Raw genomic sequence first — 7,247 nt, 5'->3', positions numbered from 1 at the left:
TCACTTGCTGCAATAAAATGCTTTCAAAGGAGCGGCATCAAATCGCGACACGTCCAGTGTCGACGGAAATTTCATCTAGCAATGCCGCCAATCGAGCAGTGCACAGCAACTGGCGAACCTTCATCTTGTGCGTGGCCATCATACCGGGGGCAGGGGGCATTTGACCGTTTCGATCACAGCCTGCATCCATGGCGGCAAATGCATCCTTCCAAGAGGTTGGCAGCGCGACGAAAGGGACCGGCTTATTCAGGCGGTGAGATGAAGGCGGGCACATGATCTGGATCGCCAAGATTCAAGCCTGATTTCATCACGAGATAGTCTTCGGCATCCCCGACATCCCTGAGCAGGGCATAAACGCGATCTTTGAACCCATCTTCCCAGCTTCTGAACTGGGCATAGGGGTGCCAACCTCACTCCAGGCAGGGGTTTGAATCCCTTTTGTTGCCTTTTTTCTTTTGCGCCCACATTGAGGACATTGGAAGTCGGTGATACACGAGCTGCACTTCCAAGAACTGGATTCACATATCACCCTCCCCTTCAACCCAACGGCGCTCAACACCCATCAGTCAGAGTGTCGGCAATGATCTTATTTAGATCCGACCCAACGCGTTTGAAGCCAAGTAGCCTTGCCGTAGCACGAACAAGATCATCCATTTCCATAGAGCCACACTCTTCTGTAATCTTTTCCGAAGCGGCTTTGATCTCCATTGGTGGAAGATAGGCCGCCTTTACAACATTTCCCGTTTCTTCAGAGCGATCCCGCACTGGGGTGATCTCTGCCTGAGACTTAGTTAAGAGAAAGCTCCCTAAGCTTAACAAGACACCGTCGGATTTACTCGCTGCGGTTTGAGCAGCTTCCTTTGTCACTTCAACGATGCGCCTTCCAGCCCTTGTCCGCCCGAATGAGCCAGATACCCGGCGCGCCAACTCTTCAATGTGTATGGGACCTTCGCGTTCAACGATCTGCGTCACAATCCTCACCAATTGAGAAATGGGTGCCTCATGTGGCTCCAACCCATTGGTATTCACGTTCAACTCTGCGCGCTCATAAAGCGGTGCTGAAACGGAAATCTGTTCAACATCAAACACTTCTTTTTCTGAAACTCCCCTTTTCGCGTCTGCTGTTTCCTCTAACAACTGTCGACCTTCATTGGCTCCAGTCACAGCGATACCCGCCCCTGCTTTCTCCAAAGCTTTAGTCAGAGCCAGTCTCAGTCTCTCGATTTCAGCGTCACGACGATAGAACCAATCAGTGCTCCATATACGATGAAACTCCCAACCAAGGTTCTCAAGAATATCTTGGCGTAGCCGGTCCCTCTCGCGCGCCCACAAGGCCGAGTGGTAAGTGGCACCATCACACTCAACTGCCGCAATATATTGCCCAGGCTGATCCGGATGGCGAACCCCCATGTCAATTCGAAATCCTGACGAGCCAACTTGCAGGTCAACAAGGTAACCCATTCCCTTGATTACCTGTGCCACGTCCTCTTCAAAGGGACTATCAGCGTCGAGGCCAGTCGGTGCACGGTCATCTAAAAGACCTGACTTCGCATACTCCAGAAATTTCTTCAGCACCTTTGGTCCTTCACGCGTTGTTCGCGCAGGATCAATATCGCCTGGGTTGAACGAAGCAAAAACGGAGCAGCGAACACGAGACCGAGTGAAAAGCACATTTAGCCGCCGCTCTCCGCCTTCTCCGTTGATTGGTCCAAAAGACATACTCGGAAGGCGACCATTTGGCTCGGTTGGCCCATACCCAACCGAAATCAAGATAACGTCGCGCTCATCCCCCTGAACATTTTCGATGTTCTTTACGAATACATCCTCTCTTTGGCCCTCCCTCAAAAAACCATCGAGAACCGGGTCACTTCTTCGGGCGTGTTCCAATACTTCAGTCAGCATATCCGCCTGAGATTTGGAAAACGCTACAACCCCAAGCGAGAGATCAGGCCAATCACGGGCATGCTTTGCGATTTCCGCTACAACGGCTTGTGCTTCAATCTTGTTGGTTCCCGTTCGCCCCGGGCCTGATTTTCCGCGTGAATAAACACCAGGCACTCGATGGAATTTCAGTCCATAGTTATCGTCGTGTTCAAGCGGTGATGGCGGGAGAACAAGATTGTCCTCGTAGAAGACTGAATTCGACATACGGATCAAAGAAGGATCCCTTGACCGATAGTGCCACTCCAGCATGCGTTGCCTCATACCTCGGCTTGAGCACGCTGTCAGGATGCTTTCCATATCGGCTGCACTTGCGCCAAAAGTTTCTTCCGCTTCATCGTTTTCGTCATCGCCGCTATCAACCAAGCGATCAAAGAACGAAGTCGGTGGAAGCTGCTTTTCGTCACCAACCACAACGATTTGCTTAGCTCTTGCAATCACGCCAAAAGCATCTTCGGGCCGGATCTGCGATGCTTCATCAATGACCAAAAGGTCAAATGTCAAAGACCCGGGTGTTAGATACTGAGCAACTGAAATGGGACTCATTAGAAACACAGGTTTCATGCGTTGGACCATTTCCCCTGCGTTCTTCATGATCCAGCGAACAGGTTTATGCCCACGCTTTCGTCCAATTTCACCGCGGATGATGCCCATCTGTCCGACGCTACCCTTCGGAATCTGTTCTGAATGGCGTGCCAATATCAGTGAGCGTGCATCTTCAATTCGCTTCCTGTCCAGCGAGCTGAAAGCAGCAACAAGATCTGAACGGTCGAGCTCAGCCAACCCTTCGAGCTCTGGCTTTAACCTTCTTGCTTCCGCCCATCGCGCTTCTGCGCAAGCGTAAAGAAACTCATCCTCGGCGTTTTGTGTTTCGACACGACCGTCATTGACAGCAGAGACAAGATCACCCGCTCCTCGATCTACAAGGGTTTTAGTTGAATTGGCGAGCGCAGTCCATTCAGGGTATCTTCCATGATCCGCTTCTATCCGTTTGAACCTTCGCAAAATCTGCTCGAGGTCAACATGATCGGTATCGACCCAATGCTCCGATATTTGTTCAAGATCGAGCTTCATTCTATCGAGTGGGATCCTAAGGAGATCGTTAACCTTGGCGACGGCCTGTCGCAATTGCTCGCCATTTTTGTCGATCGACCTCGATACAGACAAAGCCTCAACCAATTCTTTAGCAGAGGCAAACAAGCTGGTTTCGTGAATACTGGATAGCCACCGTTGAACAGTCTGCAATTCGGAGAATGAAGTCCGTTCGCCCCTCCAGTGTTCTCCAAGTGACGACGATAGATAGTTTTCTTCTTCGGCAAGCGTCGCTCTCTGCCTTTGGATATCAGCAAGCTTGTCGAGCAATGCAAGGCGTTCTTCAGGAGCTTTGGGTAGTTGATTATTCAGATAAGAGGCAAACTCAGAAGACGCCTTGCGGTAAGAGCCAAACAGTCTGGAAAAGAATGAATTTTTGCCTTTGAACAATGCAGAACGCACATCTCTTAGCTCAGCATCCCAAGCCGAGGAGTTGAAATTGTCCTCTCCATTTTTACGAGCTGCCGCCCAAGACTCTCCCACCGCAAGCGCCTCTGTGAGCCGTTTCTCAGAGCTTCTTTCAAACAAAGCGGCGCAAAACTGCTCTGAGCCAACAGGGGCTTCGCCCAGCTTGTCCAAACACAACGAAATACGATCAATCTGAGCGAGCGTCGAAGGTGCCCCAACTCCAATTGCTTTTGTTATGTTCGTCGCTTCGCTCAAACACGCCTCGATAGCTGCAACGGCTTCATTTAGTTCATTTCGAAGCCTTGCGATATCAGTCGGCTGGAGATTGAGCGATCGAACTCCAAAAAATGGATGATGTTCGGGAGATCCGACAGTGTCTCTGTAAACAACAAATCTCTGAATTCCGCCCAATATTTCTCGGCGAACGTCAGGTCCGATCTTCTCAAGACCTGAAACCGAGATCTTTGGGGGCTCAACTTCGCGGCCGATAAACCTTGAAAGCTCAGCTATCGCTCCAAAAGCAGTCTCTTGACCGGCAACTATGGGCGTGTGAAGCAGATTTGAAATCCGATTAAGTTCGTCCCGCTTGTGTCGAAGCTCATCAGCCTGATTGACAGCTGACGACCCCCTCAGGCTGGCCATCAATGTGCGGCCAAGTTCTTGGGCAAGAGCCTTTTTATTTGAACTCCTTGAATGAAGTTCAAGACAGACATCCCGAAGTCCGGACTTCACCAATCGTTCATGCACCACCGACAGGGCAGCCATTTTTTCTGCTACAAATAGAACCCTTTTTCCATCGTGAACTGCCGCTGCGATGATGTTGGAAATCGTTTGAGATTTGCCCGTTCCGGGAGGACCTTGGACCACAAGGCTTGCGCCCTTGCGCACCTCCTCGATTACCTTCGTTTGAGAGGCGTCTGCATCTACAATTTGGATGATATCCGCAGGATCAAGGATTTCGTCCAGTTTGTCTTCTTTGCCAAACAGTTCGCCATCGTCTTCAAAGCCTTCGGCAATCAGTTGCTTTAGCAATGGATTGTCGTCAAGTTCTCCATCAGGCCAATTTTCCGGAGCTAAATCCCTATGCATGAGAAGCTTTGCAAAGGAAAAGAACCCCATTTGCATTCCATCTTCTTCCAAGCTCCAACCAGACTTAGCTTCGATGACATCGCGAACTGAATCGAAATAAGTATGAGGCTTCCACTCTTCGCCTTCTTCAATTTCGGGAAGCGCGATCCCAAAATCTTGTTTCAGGCGTTCCTGGAGAGGTAAGTTTGTCGTAATATCCTCTTCTCGACAGCGGACATCGTAGGTCGAGGTCCGTTTATTCCGAACCAATTCAACGGGTAGCAGAATAAGTGGTGAGTTGCGTTCGACCTCGGAGTTTTCGCTTTCTCGCCATTTGAGAAACCCTAATGCCAAGAACAAGATGTTAACACCTTGCTCCTCCTCAGCGGTCCTAGCCGCTCCGGCCAATCGGAGCAGCCGCTTTTGCAAGGCTTCGGGGCCAAGAGGTGTTTCAAGAATTAGATCTGTGTAGCGTTCCGCCGACACCTCCTCAACTAATTCTATTTCTTCAAACCTGAGCTCAGGGTCTTCAATTTCTTTATCTTTGCCCATCGACTTGAACCGCATTCGGCGAGATTTCGAACGTAGAAGTTCGAACACGTCATCAGATCTTTCATTGATGAGGTTCAGACAGTTGGCACGCTGGTTTTTTCGGTTCACATGGACCAAACGGTTCCGAGTTCCGGTTTCAAGGAGCTTGCGGCGAGCCTCTTCAAGAACTGAGATTACTCGAGTCGGGGTCAAATCGTTCATTTTGAAATCCAGTTTTGCCAATACATTCAACGGGCATTCACCCATACATAAGCTCGCTTGAGTTGAGCACTATGTCACTGATCCTTCAAGAAGAAATCGTAGGCTGCTCGCCGAAGAGACCAAAGTTGGGTCGATGTTCTTCCTATTACTCACCTGTCAACTTGCGCTCGGCATCAAAGCGTCACCGCTTAGAATAGCTCAGCAACCTCGGCCATCGCATGGCGCAAAAACTGCTATCACGTGCACAGGAGTCAAACTCTGCTGAGAACCAACTATTTGATCAACATTCTACGAAACTGCGCGTTGCCTTTCCTAAACTGGATTTCCGATATTACTGTGCCAAACCAATTTTACTAATGAAAATAGAGAGATCACATTGTTCGAGCCTCAAATACAATCAGTTTAGAAGCCACTTCTGAGCACTAAAGATCTGTCGATCTTTCTGACAACGTCGCAAGCGTTTGCGCGCAACCTCATGAAGGAACTTGACATACCAAAGCGCGGAAAGGGCTATCCACGTGCTCGTCTGTTTGCCGCCTTTGGCTTCCCACCGCCGCTACCCTAAAGCGAACAGGTTATCTGGCGACCCTTGTTGGGTGCGAAAAGAGCAGCGGTGGCCTCTGGTGGATCAGCAAAGACGCTTGCGAGGATGTTCGATGGATCCCAACGCGATCCATCGTTCAGAAACTACATTCACCTGGTTCCCGAAAGCGACTGATCTTTGCCTTTGAACTTGAAGCTTGGATGTCTGGTACTTCCCCAAAATTTGTGCGCGACATTGGTTTGATGCACCCATTCATACGAGGAAAGCAGACGTCAGCCCCCTCGTCACACAAAGCGTTTCGCCTCCCGTGCCGGACTCTCAACCTTCGACGACAGCTTTTTTCATGCCAAAAAAGGTCCACAGTGATCGACAAAACATCTACGCAAACTGTCATTCGAAACCACCTCCTTCCTGAAGCGGAAAGGAGAATGAGCGACATGAAGCGCCATCAAGCTGAACAACAATCGGTTCGCAAAATGACATTTCGGCGCGATATTGGTCCTTAACAGTCAATGACATCCTTAGCAGACAAAATGACAAACACCCCCGGATATTCGGTTCCGGAAAATCCAAAGACTGTTGGCATTTTTTACTTTGGTTTCGAGGATGATGGCCAATTTGTCATTTAGCGGACAAGAGACAAGAGGTCGAAATGAGCTTTCAGAAACCAATCACAGCAATGACGCTACAGGATGTTCACGCATGGGCAACGGAGGCGGGAAACGTCGACTATGCGAACGCGATAAAGCGTTTCCCAAAAAAGACCGATGAGCTCGCCCTGAGCTAGATTACAGCGGATATCCTCCTGATCAAGCAAAGGCTGCCACTTAAAGGCTATCAGCCGGCATTTGGCCGATCCGAGAAGGCCTACAACGCCACGAGTCGCAAGATCATCGCTGCGGTCAAGAACGCGACTGGGTTGGCCACCGCAGCCAAGGAACGTCGGGGCCGCATGGATGAATGGTCCGAGCTTCTTTCCGCTCTGGAACGGCATGCAGTCACCTGCAGCGGTCGTTGCCAGCCCGCAATTGCTCATCCCAGTTCGCAAGCTGGCAGATCTCGCCAGGACGGATGGGATCCCGCCCTCAACCGTCAGCTAGGAAAGGTTGGAAGGCAATTCTCTGGCTCTTGAGGGAAACGAGTGGAAATCCCGTCAACGAGCACTGAAAACACTAATTAAATTTCGTAGTGACGAAAAAGTCTCATGTTTCCTCCCAAAGGAGGTTTTTCCTTCACCGCCGAAGCGGCGAAGCGAAAACCTGGACGTTATCCCACCACACATTTCTGCGGAGATCAGTGATTGGGTTCGAACAGCTACTATGACGGAATATGATCCTGTCGAGCAGGAATTCGTCGATGCGGTGTCGAAATCGTGGGCCAATTTTTTTTGGCTGCTATGCGCAAACTTGTCAGCACCCTTTCCAGATCTGGTGCAGTTTCT

The 7,247-nt window shown here is 50.1% G+C and carries 1 protein-coding gene; it reads right to left on the bottom strand.

What is annotated here, in order from left to right; all coding sequences use genetic code 11:
* Positions 1-552: 552 nt before the first annotated feature.
* Entirely contained in the window at positions 553-5,262 is a 4,710-nt protein-coding gene (locus tag CLV87_RS23665) for a DUF3320 domain-containing protein (RefSeq protein ID WP_099249848.1), read from the bottom strand.
* Between the last annotated feature and the right edge of the window lie 1,985 nt (positions 5,263-7,247).

Source organism: Pelagimonas phthalicica, assembly GCF_004364805.1.
Classification (GTDB): Bacteria; Pseudomonadota; Alphaproteobacteria; order Rhodobacterales; family Rhodobacteraceae; genus Pelagimonas; species Pelagimonas phthalicica.
The sequence above is the reverse complement of the archived record's forward strand: the minus strand, read 5'-3'. Positions and strand labels throughout refer to the sequence as shown.

Bases quoted from the DNA above. Each gene is read 5' to 3' on its own strand.
- CLV87_RS23665 (WP_099249848.1), bottom strand. From the start codon at position 5,262: ATGAACGATTTGACCCCGACTCGAGTAATCTCAGTTCTTGAAGAGGCT.